Below are 18,158 nucleotides of genomic sequence, written 5' to 3'. Positions count from 1 at the left end.
CATGCTGAACGACCTCTTCCCGGACGAACTCCCTCGCGTCCTGCAACACATGCTTGAACGCGAGCATGGCGACGGCCCCGCCACACTCCCACGCCGCAGTTTCCTCAAGATCGTGGGCATCGGCGGCCTTGCGCTAGGCGCTTTTCCTCACCTGGCCCTGGCACAACAGACCAATGGCGCGGCTGTAGAACCGCTCAAGCCGACTCAGCAACCCAACGCATTCGTGCAGATCGCACCCAACGGCGAGGTGACGGTAACCATCAATCGACTGGAATTCGGCCAGGGAGTGCAAACCGGACTGCCGATGATCCTCGCAGAAGAGCTCGATGCCGACTGGAGCCTTGTGCGCAGCCGCAACGGCACCAGCGACATCGCCTACCAGGACCCGCGTTTCGGGATGCACCTCACCGGCGGTTCCAATTCGATCAAAAACAGCTATACCCAGTACCGCGAACTCGGCGCGCGTGCTCGCGCCATGCTGCTGGCAGCGGCGGCTGCACGCTGGAACGTTGACGTGGCCACCCTAAGCACACAGGCCGGCACAGTGCTCGGCCCAGCGGGTCGCAAAGCGAGCTACGGAGAATTGGCCGAGGCCGCAATGGCGCTGCCCGTGCCCGAGCAGGTCACCCTCAAGGATGCTAAAGACTTCCGCATAATCGGCCAGGCCACCACGCGCATCGATGCCAAGGCCAAGAGCAGTGGCCAGCAGGATTTCGGCATTGACATGCACTTGCCGGCGCAGCTCACCGCCGTGGTGGCGCGCCCGCCGGTGTTCGGCGCCAAAATTGCTTCTTTGGATGACAGCGCGGCACGTGCCATCAAAGGCGTGAAGGCAGTGCTGCGCGTGCCACTTGATGGGGGCGCTGAGGGCGTGGCGGTCATCGCTGACGGCTACTGGCAGGCCAAACAGGGGCGCGATGCACTCAAGCTTGAATGGAATACGTCGGCCGTAGAGAAGGTCGATAGCGAGAAGCAGTTGGCCGACTACAAGGCGCTGGCAGGCCGCCCCGGCCCACACCACTTCGAGGCTGATATGGCGCCGCTCGCGACAGCGCCGCATACGCTGGATGCCGAGTTCGTATTTCCTTACCTGGCTCACGCGCCCATGGAACCACTGAACTGCACAGTCCAGCTGTCCGAGGGCCGCGCCGAATTGTGGGTGGGTACTCAGTTTGCCGGTGCCGACAACGCGGCCGCTGCGCGCGTGCTGAATCTCAAGCCCGACCAGGTTCAAATTAACGTGCAGACCGCTGGCGGCGGTTTTGGCCGGCGTGGAATCGCCACCTGCGACATTGTGGTATTGGCATGCGAAGTATCCAAGGCAGCGAGAACCGCAGGTTTGAATGTTCCGGTGCGCACACTGTGGAGCCGTGAGGACGACATCAAAGGCGGCTACTACCGCCCAATGCACCTGCACCGCGCGCGCATCGGTTTCGACGACAGCGGCAAGGTACTGGCCTGGGATCACGTCCTGGTAGGACAGTCCATCGTAACGGGCACCATGTTCGGGGGTCGTGTGAAGAACGGCATTGACCCCACGGCAACCGAAGGGATGCGCGACCCCTATCCGATGCCCATGCGCCTGACCGTGCATCACCCGAAACTCAACGTACCGGTATTGTGGTGGCGCAGCGTGGGTTCCACCCACACAGCGTTCGTGATGGAAACGTTGATCGATGAGATCGCCCGAGCAACCAAACAGGATCCCGTGGCTTACAGGATGAAACTGTTTGCCGATAAAAGTCCGCGCCACATCGCGGCGCTGCAATTAGCGGTAGATAAAAGTGGGTACGGCAAGCGTCAACTGCCTGATGGTCGAGCCTGGGGTGTCGCGGTTCACGAGTCGTTCAGTTCGGTCGTGGCTTATGTGGTCGAAGCCTCGGTGCAGAACGGCCGCCCGGTGCTGCATCATGTGACGGCGGGCGTGCACTGCAACCTGGTCGTCAACCCTCGCAGCGTGGAGGCTCAGGTTCAGGGTGCTGCCCTGATGGGGTTGTCGATGTGCCTGCCAGGCGGTGCCATTACCCTGAAAGACGGCGTCGTGCAGCAGAGTAATTTTGCTGACTACAGCGTTCCGCGCATCACCGACATGCCCGAATTTTCCATTCACGTAGTACCCAGCGCTGAGCCCCCTACAGGGATGGGGGAGCCAGGTCTGCCCCCTCTCGCCCCGGCCTTCGCCAACGCGATTGCCCGTATCACCGGCAAGCCGCTACGTGAACTGCCTTTTAAACTCGCGTAAGCAAGCAAGGCGGTGCAGTGGACTGCATCGCCTTTTTTTATTAATGAGAGAGAAATCCAATTGACCAAGTACCTGAAATCACCTTGTACTCCAGAGGTACAGCCCCTGACGAAAGGCGCCATGGTCGCCACACTTATTCTGTCACTGGGAACACTTGCCAGCGTCTTGTGGCCGGTCCAGGCAGCAGCAAGCCAAGCCTTGGTCCAGAGTTACGCTTGCGGCGGCTGCCATCAGGCCAATGCCAGGGTCGTTGGTCCATCCTGGAAGGACATCTCGCAAAAGTACGGTGACGGCAAAGCGACCGCAGAGCAAATTGCAAGCAGCATCAAGGCCGGCAGCACTGGCAAATGGGGATCGATTCCGATGCCGCCGCAAGCCCAGGTATCTGACGCCGATCTGAAGTCAATCGCCCAGTGGTTGCTAGACGGCGCACAGTAATCGTCACAATCAGCATCTGCTTTCATCATCAACCTCTATTCAGCGAGATCACTGCATGGGTATTTTCGACTGGAAGCACTGGATCGTCATTATCATCGTCGTGGCACTGGTGTTCGGCACTAAAAAACTGAAGACCCTGGGTCCGGATCTTGGCGAGACGATCAAAGGCTTTCGCAAAGCAATGAACGAGGACGAGAGCAAGCCCGGCGAGCAGCCCTTGGAGCCCCAGCAAGCACCAGGCAGCCCAGCTCGAACCGTATACGTGCAAGCAAGCAAGGATGAAGTACTTGCCGGAAAAAATTGAGTGGCGTCGCATGTTCGGCATCAGTTCACCGAGCTGATGCCGCATAGGCGAACGCAATGTAATCGCAAGCAAAAAAGCCCGTCACTGGAGCAAGTGAGCGGGCTGCCAAAAGGGCCATCAATGCGGGTTAGCACCCGCGAATCATGGCGAACAGGCGATCGTTGCGCGTGTTTCTATCACAAGCGAATCCGCTTGATGTCCCGTTGTGGCGGCTCTCCAAACAGGCGGCTGTACTCGCGGCTGAACTGTGACGAACTTTCATACCCCACCAACCCTCCCGCACTGCTCGCATCGACATTCTGGCTCAGCATCAGCTGGCGCGCCGCTTGCAGCCGGAGCTGTTTCTGATATTGCAAGGGACTCATTCCGGTCACTGCGCGAAAGTGCTGACGAAAGGTCGACGGGCTCATATGTGCATGGGTTGCCAGGTCATCCATGCGCAAGGCCTGGCGATAATTCAGTTTCAGCCAGGCAACGGTCTTGGCGATGTGCTGACTGGGTGAACCCGCCGCAATGACGTGCAGCAACTGTGGACCGTGAGCACCGCTTAACAGGCGAGCAATAATTTCTTCCTTGATCAGGGGAGCCACGGTCTCAAGCAATGTCGGCTCGCCGAGCAGATCCACCAGACGCCTCAGCGCATCCAGCACTCCAGCGTCCAGGGCCTGTACAGTGATCGGCCGAAATTCGTCATCTCTCATGCGCTGCGACAACTTCATGCGGTCGGCTACATGCATCACGGAGGCGCTGTCCAGCGTCAACATAATGCCCAAAAACGGTTGAGCGGCACTCGCTTGGCTGACCTGTGAAATGACCGGCAGATCGATACTGGTGACCATGGACTGTCCGGGGCCGTAAGTCAGCACCTCATCCCCGACCAACACGCGCTTGCAACCTTGCAAGGTAACGCCGATGCCCAAACCGTAAATACAGTGCAAAGGCGCAGTGGCTGAATTGCGCCGGTACAAGTTCAGGCCTGGCAGTGCAGCGATCTTGTCAATATCGCTGCCCAAAACCAGACTCACGGCGCTCGCAAGACGACTGATATCGCCAGCAATCTGGTTGCTCATCGTTTCAGATTGCACATTCAACTCCTTCATGAGAACAGGTTTATAGCTGGCCACGGTCAATACCATTACTCAAGCGAACAATATCCGCCATGACCGCGAGGGCAATCTCCGCCGGAGTCTTGCTCCCCAAGTTAAGTCCGATGGGCGCATGAATGCGATCGAGGGCCTGCGACTCCAACCCGCCAATGCGCTTCACCCGCTCCAGACGCTTTTCGCTGGTACGTCTGGAGCCCATGGCGCCGATGTAGAAAGCGGAGGTTCTCACGGCCTCCAGCAAGGTCAGATCGTCCAGACGGGGGTCGTGGGTCAACGCCACAATCGCTGTGCCGGCATGACATCCGCCTTGGGCAATGAAGGTAGCGGGAAGCACCTTGAGCAACTCTACACCCGCCATGCTGAATCCCTCCGTCAACTCGGCGCGCGGGTCGCACACGATCACCTCATAGCCTAAAGCCACAGCGAAACCGGCACAGAACTCGGCAACCGGTGAAAGGCCTGCTACCAGCAGCCGCTGGGCGGCACCCACGCGAATTCGCACTTGATCACCGTCTACCAAGACAGGCGCGGTCACGCCCGCATCAGTTTCGTTGCGTCGTGCATTCGTTCCGAGTGAGACGTGACGTATAACTATCTGCCGCCCTTGCAGTGCGCCCAGCAATACACTGAAGTGCTCTCGCGCCTGGCAATCCGGCTCAAACCTTTCGAGCAGCACATCGAGCACGCCGCCACAGGGCAACGCCATAGACGGCGCAAGTCCACCCTCGCCGTAACGAACGATCTGGTTGAACTCGGCGAACTCATTCCGGGCGAGCCGCTCCAGAAAGTCCTCCTCTACACAGCCTCCAGACAGCGAACCGCAGAATGCCCCTGTCGGCAGCGCGACCAGCAGCGATCCTGGCCCACGAGGTGCAGAGCCAAACGTCGCAACGACCGTGCACATCCACACACAATGACCCTGTTCGAGCCATGCCAGCGCTTGCTGGATTACCTGAAGGTCAAGATTTTTCATGAGTCGGTACCGGACCGCACTTCCTCCGATGAGTATTCCACTGTGATCGACAAGCCTTGAACACGCTTGTCGGTGGAGTGACAAACCGGCCATGTGTGGACGGTCTCAGCAATCGCCTGAGTATGTGTTGCCCTCATGCTGGAGCGATTGCCTGATCGACCTGATTTATTGCCCAATCTGACGATAGATTTCGAAAATGGTAGAGTGTGACAAAGTATTTCAGGCAGCGTCACTGCTCAAACTGACGACGTGCTCACCGTTGTCTTTTGCTTTTTGCCTCTGCCGTCTGGCTAGCCAGAAGCATAGGCCGCTCCACAGTCCGGCCACGGGCACAATCACAATGGCCACGAATCCAAACCCCGCGCCCACTGCCGTCAACCCGACGGACAGCCAGCCACTGATGGCGTCCCCGCCTCGGTACACCAGCGTCTCGATGACATTCTTGGCTTTGTACTTTTCCTCGCGACTGACGACGGTCCAGAGCACCTCCCGTGCGGGACGCACGACGGAAAATTCGATAGCGCGACGCAGGCCTTGCGCCAGAGCAACCGTGGCCGGTACGGGTGCCAGTGCCATGGCAGTGAAAGCCACTATGGTCGCCACGGGCAGTGCGACCAGCGCCCCGCCGACGCCAACGAGGCGGATCAACGGCCCCGTCAGCAACAGTTGAAAGGTCAAGGTCAGCGCCGACACGATCAGATCGACGACAGCAAAAAACTGGGTTCTGCTGGCCACGTCCGAGTAACTGCCAGCGACTATCCGGCCCTGCTCGAAATACAAGAAGGTGGCGGCGGTCGTGTGCAGCAGCATGAATAGCACCAGCCCGAGCAGATACGGCGATCGTGTGATCAGCGTGATGCCCGCGAGCATGCTGCCACCCATGCTTCGATCACCCGGTGTCGGGTCGACAGACTGCGCATCAGTTCGCGACAACAGTGCCCGGTAGCAACGCACCGCCAACTCCAGCAGCACGGCCGCCACCAAGGTCAATGCGATCGGGCCAAGCTTCGTCGCCATGGTCGCTGCCAGCAGAGGGCCGACGAAAGTGCCCAAGGTTCCTCCCGCCGCAATAAAGCCGAACAAACGCAGGCCCTGTTCGCTGGAAAACCGGTCGACCAGTACGCTCCAGAAAATCGAAACGATGAACAGGTTGTAGATGCTGATCCAGACGAAAAACACCTGACCCACCTGGACCGGCGCAATCTTGTTGGCAATCAATACGCCAAACACCAGCATCGTCAAGGCGACGAAGCGATAGATCAACGGCACAAAACGCGTGGCGGGTAGCCGCGAAACCAGTGCGCCAAACAGCGGAACCATCAGCAGCATCACTAAAAAGGTCGCGGTGAACAGCCACTGCAATTTGTCTGCGCCGCCCTCCAGGCCTAACGCATCGCGCAGTGGGCGTACGAGGTAGTAGCTGGCCAGTACACAGAAATGGAACGCGAAACCCAGTAACAGCGCGGCTCTTTCGGATGGCAAGACGTTTGCCCACTTGAGCGTCCCCGCAGGCGTCATCGCTCAGTACCATTGATCGTGCGCAAATGGCTGGTGATAGACATGGAACAAGCTCCTGTGCGAGTCATGCGGGTAGCTCTGTCGACACGCACTCTGCGCGCACCTCAGCAACAGCGTTGAAGGTACTGAACAACAGAGCGCGGGCGTGATGCTGGCGCGCAAGGTGAAACAGATCTGGCTCAAACGTTTGAGAACGCACAACCGCCTGCTCGCCGTGCTCCCTGGTTGGCCACACAAGCTGCATGAGCACCCGATCGCCCCCTTCACTGACGTGCACACGAGCGCTGATGAAACCCGGACAGCATCGGGTAAAACGCTCGACACGCGAGATCAACGCTGCCACCAGATCCTGCACGTGAAGCGGGTCGACGATGAATTCAACGAACTGGCTGAACTGCTGATCGCGGGTTGACGAATTCATGAGTGTTCTCCAAAAAGGTTCCCACAGAAAGCATCTGACGGCTGAGAACACTCAACTCATCCAGTTCTTCAGCCAGTACGCATAGGACGTTGGAAGCACCGTCGACGCGTCCGGAATGTTCAGATCCCGCGCAGCCTGGAATGGCCAATGCGGGTTCGCCAGCAACGTCCGGGCAAAGCACACCAAGTCGAGCTGCTCGTTACGCACGAAACTGTCTGCTTCCCGGGCATCCGCGATCATCCAGCTGGCACCCACCGCCAGCCCGGTCTCTGCGCGAATGCGCTCGGCGTAGGGCACCATGAAATTGGGCGCCCATGGCACTGGCTCATCCGCGCTGGTGAGCACGAGCGAAACGTCAACAAAGTCCACCCCGGCGGCTTTCAGCCATCCCAGCACCTGGATGGATTCCGACAAAGACACCTCGGCCTCCTGACCGAACTCCACCACCCCCATGCGTACGGTCAATGGCAAATGATCCGGCCAGACTTGCTTGACCGCCTCCACAGTCTCGATCAGGAAACGTGCGCGATTCTGCAAATCCCCACCGTATTGATCAGTGCGGAGGTTGGCGTGCCGAGACAAAAAGCTCTGGCCCAGAAAGCCGTGGGCGAAATGCAGTTCCAACCACTCGAACCCTGCCTGCAGAGCGCGAGTGGCAGCGCGGGCAAAATCATGTTGAGTTCGCTGAATTTCTTCTGCGCTCATCTCGCTGGGAGTGTGCGACGTGCCAGCCAGGTACGGCAGTGCGCTAGGCGCAATAGGTTGCCAGGCTTGCGGATCGGATTCCGGCAGTGGCGCACCGCCCTCCCAGGGCGGAGTACACCCAGCCTTGCGTCCGGCATGACCAATCTGAATACCGGCTACCGCTCCGGCTGCCTTGATGGCGTGAGCCACAGAAGCAAAACCCGCAACCTGTGAATCGCACCAGAGGCCAGCGTCCCCGGGCGTGATCCGCCCTCTGGGTGACACCGCAGTCGCCTCGACCACCACCAGGCCGACACCGCCTTTGGCCAGGGTTTCGTAGTGGGTCTGGTGCCATTCATTCAGCAGCCCGTCACGGGCCTGGTACTGACACATCGGTGAGGCGACGATACGGTTACGTAGCGTGACGTCTTTCAAGGTGTAAGGGGTAAACAGGGAGGCCATCTGCAATTCATCCACGTCTATCAGCATGCCAGCAGTATGCTGCGCCCGCGACGTGATCCGGTTGCCTGATCGGCGCGATTGATTGCACGATTTGACGCGCACTTGGAAGTACCTGCGCTCCTCGCCCAGCCATTTCAATATGTGTCAGGGAATGTGTCTATCTAAAATGATGATTCCACCTCAATCCCACCGGATGAGAGAAGAAGAATCAGCATCCGTTCAAGGAGGAATTTCTTATAAGACGCGGACGATGCTATTGGCGGCGCACATCAATTTGCTGCTCGCCTTTCTTGAGCTCCCATTGATAGAACTCGCCGTGACTCATCAAGCGCAAGTTGATGCACTCGTGATCGGCCAGGTCTCGGCTTGACGGGAAAACCGGTGCAAAGACCTAAGGTGCGGTGACGCCGCTGTCACCAGCACGCAGCATCTCCTCAACCTGATCAGGCGACCTTTAATATCTCGACACGCACCCGCCCATCAGCCATGTGATGAAGATAGTCGCGCCATTTTCTGAAGGCTTGCTGCTGTCTCGTGGAAGCTTCCTGCCACTGAGTGCCGCCGATGAAATCGACCGGGATGGACATCATCAGGGCGGTCGCATCGTCAAGCTCATCAATGAGCTCGCGCCCATTGGGTACTTCGAGAATTAGTGATCGCATAGGAACCTGTTTTTTTTGGGCTACTACATCGACTTGCTAACCGCCTGATCGTGCGAGAGTTCCGATGAACGGCCTCATCTAATTCCCCTTTCTGCCGATGCGCGCGACAAACGCCCGCTGGGTAAACCCAAAACCGCCCAGCTTTCGTGGTTTCAATCCCTGCTGGCTTTGGGTATCGCTATCCGGTTGCTGGTCTTGATCTCGCGCAAGGCCAGGCTGGACTGGATCGAGGCAATGCCCACCTGACGCCGTAGTACCTGTTCGATAAAGTCACTGTAGCTATCAAGATCCTCTGCCAGCACTTGCAGCACGTAATCGGCATCCCCGGTGATCTTGTGACAGGACAACACTTCCGGCAGTTGCGCAATCACCGCTTCGAACGCGTCCGGCGCGTGGTCGGCGTGGGTGGAGAAACGGATGTGCACGAACGCCAGAATATCGAGCCCCAGCATGCGTCGATCAAGGTTGGCCTGATAGCCCTTGATCACGCCCGCCTCCTCCATTCTCTTTCGCCGCCGCCAGCACGGCGTCAGGCTTAATGACAGACGTTCACTGAGATCGGCGTTGGAGATACTCGCATCCTCTTGCAGCAGCGCGAGTATCGCCAGGTCGGTGTCGTCGAGACTGATGCGTTTGGATGTTTTTTTCTTCATTTCGCCATTCCTGAGTAAAACCTCCCGCAATATCCACCAGAGCCTGAATATAAAGCAAAGAATTCGCCTCCGTACCAGAACAAAATATTTGCACTGGTTCACATCAACGGATGCGCACAATGTTTACAGTTTTCAGTGATTCCCACCGTTTGCACCACGGCACCGAATTAAAAGATGGCGTGCTCAAGCCATCTTTCGAACAGCCGAGTCGGGCCGATACCGTGCATCATCGGGTCAAGCAGGTAGGGCTTGGCCAGATCATCGAACCGCGAGCGTTTGACCGCTCTTGCTATGTCAACGCGCACAGCGAGCGCTACGTTGCCTTCCTGGAATCCGCCTGGTCTGAATGGTGCGCAACCGGGCGCACCCACGATGCCTTGCCGCTGGTATGGCCAGTGCGCGATCTGGCCAACGAGCAAGTGCCGACGTTCATCGACGGCAAGCTGGGTTTCTACGCCATGGACGCCGGCTCGCCGATTACCGCCACCACCTGGCAAGCGGTGAAAACCAGCGCCGATATCGCGCTGACCGGGCTGGCGCTGATCGATGAAGGTCACGACAGTGCCTTTGCCCTGTGCCGACCACCCGGTCATCACGCGGCACGCGAATACATGGGCGGTTATTGCTATCTCAACAACGCTGCGATTGCCGCACAGCAGGCCATTACCCAAGGCGCCAAACGAGTCGCCGTGCTGGACGTCGACTTTCATCATGGCAACGGCACGCAGAACATTTTCTACGGGCGCGCCGACGTCATGTTTGTCTCGCTGCACGGCGAACCCAGTGTCTCTTATCCGTACTACTCAGGCTTCAGCCATGAAGTCGGCGCCGGCCAAGGCGAAGGGTACAACCTCAACTATCCATTGCCGAAAAACACCACCTGGGAAAGCTACCGCAACGCCTTGCTCCACGCCTGCAAGAAACTCCAGCAATTTGCCCCTGAAGTGCTGGTTATCTCACTCGGCGTCGACACGTTCAAGGACGACCCCATCAGCCATTTCCTGCTGGAAAGCGAAGATTTCGTCGGCATCGGCGAGCTGATCGCGGGCGTTGGCTGCCCCACCCTGTTTGTGATGGAAGGCGGCTACATGGTCGATGAAATCGGCATCAATGCAGTCAACGTGCTGCATGGCTACGAGAGCAAACGCGCCTGAATCACAGCGCTTCAACCACTGAATCGGAGAATAAAAACATGACTCTTTTCGTAGACGTCGATCATGTCGCACGCCTGTTCGCCAAGGTCGGAATCCGCCGTGCCATCCGCGAAATGGCGGCGTACATCGAAGCCGACTATTCGCGCTGGGCACAGTTTGATAAGTCGCCTCGCACCGCCAATCATTCGGCCGATGGTGTGATCGAGTTGATGCCGACCGACGATGGTCAGCAGTACTCGTTCAAATACGTGAATGGCCACCCGGACAACGGGCAAAGGAACTTGCTTACGGTCATGGCCTTCGGGGTTCTGGCCGACGTTCACAGTGGCTATCCGACCTTGCTCAGTGAACTGACGCTGACCACCGCCGTGCGCACTGCCGCGACCTCTGCCCTGGTTGCGAAGTCCCTGGCACGTCCCGGCGCAAGCATCATGGCAATCATCGGCAACGGCGCGCAGAGCGAATTCCAGGCCCTCGCCTTCCATGAAATGCTGTCGATCAAGGAACTGCGCATTTTCGATATAGACCGCGAGGCGTCACTCAAGTTGAAGCACAACCTGAGCGCATTCCCGGACATCAAGGTGATTCTGGCCAGCTCGGTTAAGGACGCGGTCAAGGGCGCGCACATCGTCACCACCGTCACCGCTGACAAAGCCTATGCGACGATTCTGACCCCCGAGATGATCGAGCCCGGCATGCACATCAACGCGGTCGGCGGTGACTGTCCGGGGAAAACCGAACTGCACGCCGACATTCTGCGCAGTGCGCGGGTGATCGTTGAATTTGAAGCGCAAACCCGGATTGAAGGCGATATCCAGCAACTGGAGCCTGACTTTCCCGTCGTCGAGTTTTTCCGAATTGTCCAGGGCGAAGTCCCGGGCCGCGAGAGCGACGCACAGGTCACCGTGTTCGATTCGGTGGGCTTTGCCCTGGAAGACTTTTCGTCTCTGCGCTACGTGCACGACCTGGCGCGAGAGCATGCCATCGGCGAGCGCATCCATCTGGTGCCGACGCCAGCCAACATAAAAAACCTCTACCAACTGCTGGATCCGCAGCCCGCAATCGCCGCGTCGTCGCGCTTGCGCACAGTCAGCTGATAGCCATCGATGACGCCCCCTGAGCAAAGCGCCAGGGGGTCACCCTGCCACTCCAGACCACCACCGTGAGTACCCGTTGCACCTCTAACAAGAACGCCAGACACCCACTTTTCTGCCAAAACTCAAAAACATAAAATCAAGAGGTTTTGTAATGAAATCGACTCCAGCCGAACGGGTTGAACAGCCCGCGCTGCAGCGCACGCTCAGCAATCGTCACATTCAATTAATGGCCATGGGAGGCGCCATCGGTACCGGCCTGTTCATGGGTTCCGGAAAGATCATTGCCCTCTCAGGCACCTCGATCATCCTGATTTATATGATCATCGGGTTGTTCGTCTACTTCGTCATGCGCGCCATGGGCGAACTGTTGCTCTCCAACCTGAACTTCAAAACCTTCGCCGATTTTGCCGGCGCCTACCTCGGCCCGCGAGCGGCGTTCTTCCTCGGCTGGTCGTATTGGCTGAGCTGGAGTGTCGCGGTGGTGGGCGATGCCGTCGTGGTCGGCGGATTCTTTCAGTACTGGTTCCCGGATGTGCCCGCGTGGATCCCGGCCATCGGGATGTTGATGACGCTGTTCGCCTTGAACGTGCTGACCGTCAGGCTCTTCGGTGAAGTGGAGTTCTGGTTCGCGATCATCAAAATCATTGCCGTCGTCACCCTGATCGGCGTCAGCATCGTGATGATTGCCAGCTCATTCGTGTCCCCCAGTGGCGTGACGGCATCGCTGAATCATCTGCTGGATAAACAGGCAGCCTTTCCCAACGGCCTGTTTGGTTTCTTTGCCGGGTTCCAGATGGCGATCTTCTCCTTTGCCGGCACCGAGCTGATCGGCACCGCAGCCGCCGAAACCCGCGCCCCCGAGAAGACCCTGCCCAAAGCCATCAACTCGATTCCGCTGAGAATCATCCTGTTCTATGTGCTGGCACTGACTTGCATTATTGCGGTGACTTCCTGGCAGCAGGTGTCACCCAACAAGAGTCCTTTCGTTGAACTGTTTCTGGTTGCAGGGTTTCCCGCCGCCGCCGGCATCGTCAATTTTGTGGTGCTGACGTCGGCTGCTTCATCGGCCAACAGCGGCGTGTTTTCATCCAGTCGCATGTTGTTTGGCCTGGCCAGTCAGGACAATGCGCCCGGGATTTTCCGGCGCCTGTCGGGCAACAGCGTGCCGCTGCTGAGCCTGGCGTTTACCACGCTGTTGATGCTGATTGGTGTGCTGCTGTTGTTCATCGTGCCAGAGGTCATGACCGCGTTTACCATCGTCTCCACCGTGTCGGCAATCCTGGTGATTTTCACCTGGTCGACCATCCTCGCGTCGTACATCGCCTATCGCAAACGCCGGCCCGAGCTGCATGCGCAATCCATCTACAAGATGCCTGGCGGCGTGCCGATGGCCTGGTTCTCCCTGGCGTTCCTGGGCTTTGTCCTGTGTCTTCTGGCACTCAGACCTGACACGCGCATTGCCTTGATGGTCATGCCAGGCTGGTTCATCTGGTTGGCCATCGCTTATCAGCTGACCCATTCCAGAAAGCTGAGATCCGCTGTGGTTTCGGCGAATCTTTAACCCGAAAAACAAAATCCCCATGTGTTTCCTTCGTTCTTACTGACGTCGCAGTTCTTCACTGCCCGTTCCTGTACGTCTGGAGTTTTCCCATGCCCTCGCCCAAATCCTTGCCCGCTGCGCTGCTGGGCCTGGCGCTTGTTTGTCCGGCCTTCGCCGAAGCCGAAGGCCTGGAGCTTGGACAGGTGCTGATTGGCGCGGAGGACTTGAGCGGTGAAGACGCGTCAGTGGAGAACGCCAAGGCGCGGCTTGCGGAGGTCCCCGGCGGCACTAACGTGGTTGACCTGCGCCGCCCGTTGCAGGGCCGCGTGGCCAGCAATCAGGATGTGCTGGCTTATCAGCCGGGGGTGTACGCCCAGTCGGCGGGGAATGAAGGGGTGAAGATTTCGGTTCGGGGCTCGGGCATCAACCGTGCGCCGGGCGCGCATGCGTCGGGGTTGTACGCGATGCTCGACGGTCTGCCCCTGACCGGCCCCGGTGGCACGCCGTATGAATTGCTCGAGCCGTTGTGGCTCGACCATGTTGAAGTGCTGCGCGGCGCCAACGGTTTCGACCGGGGCGCCCTGGCCTTGGGCGGAGCCATCGATTACGTCAGCCACACCGGCTACAACGCACCGAAGTTGCAGGTGCGCTACACAATGGGCAGCCACGGTTATCAGCAGCGCCAGGTCAGCTCCGGGCAAGTGCTGGGCGACTTCGACTATTACGTGGCCATGACCGACGCACGCGCCGACGGCTATCAGGATCACACCGCCAGCGAGAGCCAGGGCGTGATCGCCAACTTCGGTTATCGCTTCAATCCGAACCTGGAAACGCGTTTCTACCTGCGCTATCGCCAGACCGACAACGACCTTGCCGGCCGCGTGACCAAGCATTCCATCGAGCATGATCCACGCGCGGCCAACCCCGCCTATGTGGCACGGGATGACCGTCGCAAGCAACCCGGCAGCACCTTTTTCGGCAACAAGACCACGTACTACATCGATGACGATTCGAGCATCCAGACCGGCCTTGTCTACCACGACTATCCGATGGATTTGCGCGAGGGGCCGAACCGCCTGAAGGTCGCCTACTCGGACGTCAGCGGTACGTTCGACTACAAACGTCGCGACACGCTTTGGGGCCTGGAAAGCCGTAGCACTGTGGGTTTGCGCGTGACCAAGCACCTGCCGAATGACGGCGCCAGTGAGCTGGTGCGCATCCCCACCGGCAACACTGCTGGCTACGCGCCGGGCACGCACATTCGCAACTTCACTTATCAAGGTTCGGACACCGTCCTGCATGTGGGCAATGACCTGGAAATCGCCGATGACCTGTGGCTGACCACCGGCCTCGCCGCGATTTACACCCGTCGCGAAAGTGCCGTGACTTACCCGCAAGACGGTGGCAAGACCAGCCAGAACGACTGGGACTACGCCCCGCGCCTCGGCCTGCGCTACCAACTGACACCTGATCTGCAACTGTTCGGCAACCTCAGTCGCTCGGTTGAAGCACCGCATCCCTGGTCGTTGATCTACAGCTCCAACATTCGATTCCCGGCCGGCAGCGGTGCCGCCACCGGCGCCCAGCGTGATCCGATCAAGCTGCAAAACCAGACCGCCACCACCCTGGAACTCGGCGGTCGCGGTGACAGCGCGATGGGGCAATGGAGCCTGGCCTGGTATTACGCCCAAGTGCACCACGAATTGCTCTCGGTATTACCGGACGCCAACGCCACCACGCCCTACGAACTCAACGCCAGCCCCACCGTGCATCAAGGTGTGGAAGCCAGCCTGCAGAGCAACCTGTGGACGCGTGACGATGGCGGCCAGTTGAGCCTGCGCCAGAGCTATACCTTCAGCGACTTCCACTACCGCGACGACGACCGCTTCGGCGACAACCGCTTGCCGGGCCTGCCGATGCACTATTACCAAGGCGAGTTGCGCTACGACTGGCCCCAGGGTTTCTTCACTGCACTCAACACGCAGTGGGTGTCCAAGGTCGCGGTGGATTACGCCAACAGTTACTACGCCGACCCTTACGCGACCTTCGGTGCCACCCTCGGCTACAACGCCCCCAAAGGCGACTGGCAGACTTGGCTGGACCTGCGCAACCTGACCGACAAGCACTACGCCGCCACCGTCACGCCAGGCTACGACGACAAAGGCCTGGACGCCGCACGCTCGACGCCGGGCGAGGGTCTGGGCGTCTACGTCGGGATGTCGTGGAGTTTGCTCTGAGACCTTCGCGCGGGGCTATCACCTAATTCCCGCGACCTGGCCTGCCCCTCCCGAAAAGGAAGAGCCGGCTGTCGAGCCAGATACCGAGGATGAGCGCTGAGTTGCCGGAACGCCGATTCCCCTGTTAACTCTCCGGGTCGCAAGACCCGCCTGCTCTGAAATCGCCCATCTGTTATCGAGGTAACGGTGCCCCACTCTTCCGATCAACACGCTGACGAAAAAAGCCTGCCGCGATTAATGCTCGATCTGCTTTGGCAAATCGCCGTGCTGTTGATCCCGATTTTCCTCGTGACGGTCATACCGTTGCTGTGGGCGCTCGGTGTGGTGCTCGGGTGCGCGGCCTTGATGTGGCTGGCGGCGCGGGCCGGCTGGTTGCGAACCGGTCGAGGGGTTGCCCGGTTAATGACCTCCGCCGCCATCGGCCTGGGTTTTAATCTGGGTCGGGCGTTGCCGCCGTACTGGGACATCGCGGGTGCCGCGGTTGTCATGTTCTGTGGGCTGGCGTGTGTCAGTCATCTGGAAAAACGTTTTGGACTTGCGGATAAAACGCCGGCCAAGTCATCGCCACTAACAGGGGGTCAGTCTTCCGGGGGCGCCAGTGCCTGGGGCGGGGACGAACCCCGACAAACGCCCGAGGGCGAACCCATCAGGGTGTTCAACTACAGTGAAATTGCCATGGGCGGACCGGTCCTGTGCGATTACCTGTTCCCCGATGGCGTGCTGCTCCAGGGCCTAGGATCGTCCGCGCGTTTCTCCAACGACGGACGTTATTTCGCTGCACCCTTACCCTCGCGCCAAGCTTGGGGCTTGGTGATTCTGGATCGCCAGTTGCATCAGCTCTACCTGTGTTCCTGCGATGAATTCTGGGAACTGGATGCCTTTAACGACGGCACCCTGAGTGGGCGTTACAGCCCGCTCGTCGACAATGGCGCACGGCAAATCGGCCTGGAGCAACTGCTGGCGACGGCTGAACGGATCGATCTGGTGCCCGTTGCTGACCTATGGCTCGAGCCGGGTGACTGGCTAACAAACCTCGCTCACGAAACGCTCCGACATACGTCTCCCGATGCTCAGCAACGCCTGGATGCCCACCTGGCGCTGCCGGCGAGCTTGCGCGAATTGCCGCAGCCTTGCGACCCCCTGAGGTACCCGGAATACCGTGTGGACATCAACGGTGAGCCGACTTCGTTACTGATCAGGGCCGATACCCCGATCATCTGGAATCCCGATAGCCGCTCTTTCGGTTGCCGTGCGCGATTGGGTGAAGACCAAGCGCTCGACTATTGGCTCTGGCACGCGGACCGTGGCTGGCAAACCCTGCCGTGTCCATGGATAGCCGCTGACAGCGAACCCTCGATGGGATGGAGCGAACCCCTGGCGCTGGATGAGCATTACCTGCGGCTATCGTCCTACTTCGACTATCCCCAGCCTGATCACGGCCTCTACGGTTATGGCTTGCACAGCATCCACAGCGACTGCGACTCCCAGGTCGGTCATGCGCCGAACGGCCGGATACAGGTTGCGGAGCGGCTGCTGACTCAAGTGCAGTTGGCCGTGCCGCTGGCGGGTGATGGACAGCGCGGCGCGACGATGCTCGAGTCGGTGCCCGTGACGGGCAAGACGCGGGCTCAATTCCACTGGCAGCAGGACAACAGCCTGGGACTCGGGGGCTATACCTGCACGATTGGCGATTGGGCGTTACCGGGCGTCTGGTTGCTCGATCATCGCGTTTCAGACACCGGACGCTACATCGCCCTGATCCCGTTCACTCTGCCGCCCGCTTCCGCTGGTTACGTAGTGGTAGCCGACGCTCAGGAGCGACAATTTCTGAACAGTCCGCCTCTGCTGGCCGCACGCTTACTGGACTTCCGTGGACCGCGATTGAGCCTGGCAGTGATTCGCGGTCGCCTGGACCAGGATCGGCCCAGCAGTCCGTTGCAGCGCTTCGATCAATTGCCCCCCGAGGCAGACGATGCCGCTGAGTTTTCTCAGTATCGACCGGACTCGCGACTTTACTACGAGCAGTGCGAGCTGGAAGTCAGTCAACAAGGCCTGAGCGCCCTCCCCGATTGGCGTCTGGTTAAACAACCACAGTCTGCAGTAGCCGATGGCAACTTTATCCAGCCAGCCCCTACGGACAAAGATGCCGCGTGGCTGTTTGGTTGTGAAACGGAATACGCCGACAGTTGGCTGCGCGTGCAGAGCCCACGTTTGGGCGGACATTTGCTGACAGCGTCCGGTTGCGCCATCGGCGATCTCGCGCCCTCGATGATCTGGTCCGAGGATGCACGCTATCTCGCCCTGACCCGACTGCATACCGACGTCGAGGATGAACATGGTGGCCGGTTGGCCTGGCAGGTCTTGCTGCTGGATGTCCAGGAGCGAACCTTGAGGCAGTCACCGCAGCGGCTGCGCAATCGACCTCAGTTTGAGAGTTTTAAAGCCGAGGTCTTGAAAGTGCGGGTGTTTCTGCGCGACTGGGAAGCCGAGGATGAAACAGACCGGGGCTCAGTGACCGCGCTGAAGCTGAGCGAGCTGCTGGCACTTCCCGCCGAGGCTCTGAGCCCGCGTGCAGGGCTCTGGCTGACGAAGGATCAACTGGGGAATGCCGAAGCGTGGCGGGCATTGGAAACATCGGCATTGAGCCAATGGCGCTAGTCACGCATG

General features: G+C 59.4%; 16 protein-coding genes. 10 read left to right on the top strand and 6 right to left on the bottom strand.

Annotated features, from left to right (window positions below; translation table 11 throughout):
• Position 1: 1 nt before the first annotated feature.
• From ACIOYV_RS03425 to ACIOYV_RS03415, 3 genes are read left to right on the top strand one after another with little or no spacing between them, the layout of a single operon-like run.
• The gene (locus ACIOYV_RS03425; RefSeq protein WP_401320816.1) at positions 2 to 2,242 is read left to right on the top strand and encodes a molybdopterin cofactor-binding domain-containing protein; all 2,241 of its coding nucleotides are present in this window, start codon (positions 2 to 4) and stop codon (positions 2,240 to 2,242) included.
• Positions 2,243 to 2,302: 60 nt separating this feature from the next.
• Complete coding sequence (locus ACIOYV_RS03420) at positions 2,303 to 2,680, top strand: c-type cytochrome (RefSeq protein ID WP_401320814.1); 378 nt, start codon at positions 2,303 to 2,305, stop codon at positions 2,678 to 2,680.
• A 55-nt stretch (positions 2,681 to 2,735) separates the two neighbouring features.
• Entirely contained in the window at positions 2,736 to 2,984 is a 249-nt protein-coding gene (locus ACIOYV_RS03415) for a twin-arginine translocase TatA/TatE family subunit (RefSeq protein WP_401320812.1), read from the top strand.
• A 176-nt stretch (positions 2,985 to 3,160) separates the two neighbouring features.
• Here ACIOYV_RS03415 and ACIOYV_RS03410 read toward each other — a convergent pair whose 3' ends face one another.
• From ACIOYV_RS03410 to ACIOYV_RS03400, 3 genes are all read right to left on the bottom strand, one after another.
• Positions 3,161 to 4,084, bottom strand: a complete 924-nt coding sequence (locus ACIOYV_RS03410) for an AraC family transcriptional regulator N-terminal domain-containing protein (RefSeq protein WP_401322582.1) — start codon at positions 4,082 to 4,084, stop codon at positions 3,161 to 3,163.
• Positions 4,085 to 4,094: 10 nt separating this feature from the next.
• On the bottom strand, positions 4,095 to 5,063 hold the full coding sequence (locus ACIOYV_RS03405; RefSeq protein WP_401320809.1) for an XdhC family protein: 969 nt from the start codon (positions 5,061 to 5,063) through the stop codon (positions 4,095 to 4,097).
• Positions 5,064 to 5,282: 219 nt separating this feature from the next.
• Positions 5,283 to 6,581 (bottom strand): NTP/NDP exchange transporter, encoded by a 1,299-nt coding sequence (locus tag ACIOYV_RS03400; RefSeq protein ID WP_401320808.1) that lies wholly within the window; start codon positions 6,579 to 6,581, stop codon positions 5,283 to 5,285.
• A gap of 148 nt (positions 6,582 to 6,729) precedes the next feature.
• Here ACIOYV_RS03400 and ACIOYV_RS03395 point away from each other — a divergent pair, with 148 nt between their 5' ends.
• A complete protein-coding gene (locus tag ACIOYV_RS03395; RefSeq protein ID WP_401320806.1) occupies positions 6,730 to 6,993 on the top strand; it encodes a hypothetical protein in 264 nt (87 codons plus the stop codon).
• A gap of 60 nt (positions 6,994 to 7,053) precedes the next feature.
• Here ACIOYV_RS03395 and ACIOYV_RS03390 read toward each other — a convergent pair whose 3' ends face one another.
• Positions 7,054 to 8,148, bottom strand: a complete 1,095-nt coding sequence (locus ACIOYV_RS03390; protein WP_401322580.1) for an NADH:flavin oxidoreductase/NADH oxidase — start codon at positions 8,146 to 8,148, stop codon at positions 7,054 to 7,056.
• A 166-nt stretch (positions 8,149 to 8,314) separates the two neighbouring features.
• Here ACIOYV_RS03390 and ACIOYV_RS03385 point away from each other — a divergent pair, with 166 nt between their 5' ends.
• Entirely contained in the window at positions 8,315 to 8,518 is a 204-nt protein-coding gene (locus tag ACIOYV_RS03385; RefSeq protein ID WP_401320803.1) for a hypothetical protein, read from the top strand.
• A gap of 73 nt (positions 8,519 to 8,591) precedes the next feature.
• Here ACIOYV_RS03385 and ACIOYV_RS03380 read toward each other — a convergent pair whose 3' ends face one another.
• Positions 8,592 to 8,810, bottom strand: coding sequence for a hypothetical protein (locus tag ACIOYV_RS03380; RefSeq protein ID WP_401320800.1), 219 nt, complete (start codon positions 8,808 to 8,810; stop codon positions 8,592 to 8,594).
• Positions 8,811 to 8,962: 152 nt separating this feature from the next.
• Positions 8,963 to 9,463: an Lrp/AsnC family transcriptional regulator gene (locus tag ACIOYV_RS03375; protein ID WP_401320798.1), complete on the bottom strand. Its 501-nt coding sequence runs from the start codon at positions 9,461 to 9,463 to the stop codon at positions 8,963 to 8,965.
• A gap of 119 nt (positions 9,464 to 9,582) precedes the next feature.
• On the opposite strand from ACIOYV_RS03375, the gene ACIOYV_RS03370 reads away from it, so the two are divergent.
• The 5 genes from ACIOYV_RS03370 to ACIOYV_RS03350 all read left to right on the top strand — a co-directional run bounded on the left by ACIOYV_RS03370 (position 9,583) and on the right by ACIOYV_RS03350 (position 18,149).
• The gene (locus ACIOYV_RS03370) at positions 9,583 to 10,617 is read left to right on the top strand and encodes a histone deacetylase family protein (RefSeq protein ID WP_401320795.1); all 1,035 of its coding nucleotides are present in this window, start codon (positions 9,583 to 9,585) and stop codon (positions 10,615 to 10,617) included.
• A 38-nt stretch (positions 10,618 to 10,655) separates the two neighbouring features.
• Positions 10,656 to 11,714, top strand: coding sequence for an ornithine cyclodeaminase (locus ACIOYV_RS03365; protein ID WP_401320792.1), 1,059 nt, complete (start codon positions 10,656 to 10,658; stop codon positions 11,712 to 11,714).
• 151 nt (positions 11,715 to 11,865) lie between these two features.
• The gene (locus ACIOYV_RS03360) at positions 11,866 to 13,275 is read left to right on the top strand and encodes an amino acid permease (protein WP_290025816.1); all 1,410 of its coding nucleotides are present in this window, start codon (positions 11,866 to 11,868) and stop codon (positions 13,273 to 13,275) included.
• Positions 13,276 to 13,364: 89 nt separating this feature from the next.
• A complete protein-coding gene (locus tag ACIOYV_RS03355) occupies positions 13,365 to 15,491 on the top strand; it encodes a TonB-dependent receptor family protein (protein WP_401320789.1) in 2,127 nt (708 codons plus the stop codon).
• Positions 15,492 to 15,728: 237 nt separating this feature from the next.
• Positions 15,729 to 18,149 (top strand): hypothetical protein, encoded by a 2,421-nt coding sequence (locus tag ACIOYV_RS03350; protein WP_401322578.1) that lies wholly within the window; start codon positions 15,729 to 15,731, stop codon positions 18,147 to 18,149.
• The last annotated feature ends 9 nt before the right edge of the window (positions 18,150 to 18,158 follow it).

This window comes from Pseudomonas sp. NPDC087342 (assembly GCF_044744265.1).
Classification (GTDB): domain Bacteria; phylum Pseudomonadota; class Gammaproteobacteria; order Pseudomonadales; family Pseudomonadaceae; genus Aquipseudomonas; species Aquipseudomonas nunensis.
This window is presented reverse-complemented; position numbering and strand designations above follow the sequence as displayed.

Coding starts and splice junctions, on each gene's coding strand:
- ACIOYV_RS03405 (WP_401320809.1), bottom strand. CDS start 5,063: ATGAAAAATCTTGACCTTCAGGTAATCCAGCAAGCGCTGGCATGGCTC.
- ACIOYV_RS03350 (WP_401322578.1), top strand. CDS start 15,729: ATGCTCGATCTGCTTTGGCAAATCGCCGTGCTGTTGATCCCGATTTTC.
- ACIOYV_RS03385 (WP_401320803.1), top strand. CDS start 8,315: ATGATGATTCCACCTCAATCCCACCGGATGAGAGAAGAAGAATCAGCA.
- ACIOYV_RS03415 (WP_401320812.1), top strand. CDS start 2,736: ATGGGTATTTTCGACTGGAAGCACTGGATCGTCATTATCATCGTCGTG.
- ACIOYV_RS03375 (WP_401320798.1), bottom strand. CDS start 9,463: ATGAAGAAAAAAACATCCAAACGCATCAGTCTCGACGACACCGACCTG.
- ACIOYV_RS03425 (WP_401320816.1), top strand. CDS start 2: ATGCTGAACGACCTCTTCCCGGACGAACTCCCTCGCGTCCTGCAACAC.
- ACIOYV_RS03365 (WP_401320792.1), top strand. CDS start 10,656: ATGACTCTTTTCGTAGACGTCGATCATGTCGCACGCCTGTTCGCCAAG.
- ACIOYV_RS03390 (WP_401322580.1), bottom strand. CDS start 8,148: ATGGCCTCCCTGTTTACCCCTTACACCTTGAAAGACGTCACGCTACGT.
- ACIOYV_RS03360 (WP_290025816.1), top strand. CDS start 11,866: ATGAAATCGACTCCAGCCGAACGGGTTGAACAGCCCGCGCTGCAGCGC.
- ACIOYV_RS03380 (WP_401320800.1), bottom strand. CDS start 8,810: ATGCGATCACTAATTCTCGAAGTACCCAATGGGCGCGAGCTCATTGAT.
- ACIOYV_RS03410 (WP_401322582.1), bottom strand. CDS start 4,084: ATGAAGGAGTTGAATGTGCAATCTGAAACGATGAGCAACCAGATTGCT.
- ACIOYV_RS03370 (WP_401320795.1), top strand. CDS start 9,583: ATGTTTACAGTTTTCAGTGATTCCCACCGTTTGCACCACGGCACCGAA.
- ACIOYV_RS03400 (WP_401320808.1), bottom strand. CDS start 6,581: ATGACGCCTGCGGGGACGCTCAAGTGGGCAAACGTCTTGCCATCCGAA.
- ACIOYV_RS03355 (WP_401320789.1), top strand. CDS start 13,365: ATGCCCTCGCCCAAATCCTTGCCCGCTGCGCTGCTGGGCCTGGCGCTT.
- ACIOYV_RS03395 (WP_401320806.1), top strand. CDS start 6,730: ATGCTGGCGCGCAAGGTGAAACAGATCTGGCTCAAACGTTTGAGAACG.